The following is a 426-nucleotide window of genomic DNA, read 5'->3' on the forward strand; positions in this document are numbered from 1 at the left end:
GGCAGTACCACAACCGGGGTCGCGTCGACGGCATCGAAGGCGACGTCGACCTGAACGTGCTGCAGGGTGGGGCGGACAAACTGGCTGAGCTATTCGCCACGCGGGTTTCCGAATCTACTCCTCCAGAAACGCCGCGATCTCCTTGAACACATTGACGAACATTACTTCCGTCAGCACGCCCGTGTTGGTGTTGTAGCGCGAGCAATGGTAGCTGGAGAACAGCGCGATGCCGCCGGCCTCGTGCCGTCCGCCGTGCCGGAACGGATGGGCGGCGACGCGCCCGCCCAGCGCCCGCACCGTCGACTGATGCGCGATCGAGCCGAGCGCCAGGACAGCGCGCAGATTGGGAAAGCGTCCGATCGTCGGCACCAGAAAACTCCGGCAGGTGGCAATCTCGCCGCCGACCGGCTTGTTCTCCGGCGGCAC

1 protein-coding gene and 1 pseudogene are annotated in these 426 nt (G+C 65.5%); one reads left to right on the forward strand and one right to left on the reverse strand.

All coding sequences use genetic code 11. The features are described 5' to 3' along the window. Positions 1-146: pseudogene (locus EN862_RS37210) on the forward strand (lysozyme); the annotation flags it as partial. Here EN862_RS37210 and EN862_RS34890 read toward each other — a convergent pair. Beyond that, positions 115-426 (reverse strand): uracil-DNA glycosylase family protein (locus tag EN862_RS34890; protein WP_348632106.1); only part of this gene is annotated, 312 nt, incomplete at its 5' end. The pseudogene EN862_RS37210 and the gene EN862_RS34890 overlap by 32 nt on opposite strands.

It is taken from the genome of Mesorhizobium sp. M2E.F.Ca.ET.219.01.1.1 (genome assembly GCF_004016445.2).
In the GTDB taxonomy this organism is placed as follows: Bacteria; Pseudomonadota; Alphaproteobacteria; order Rhizobiales; family Rhizobiaceae; genus Mesorhizobium.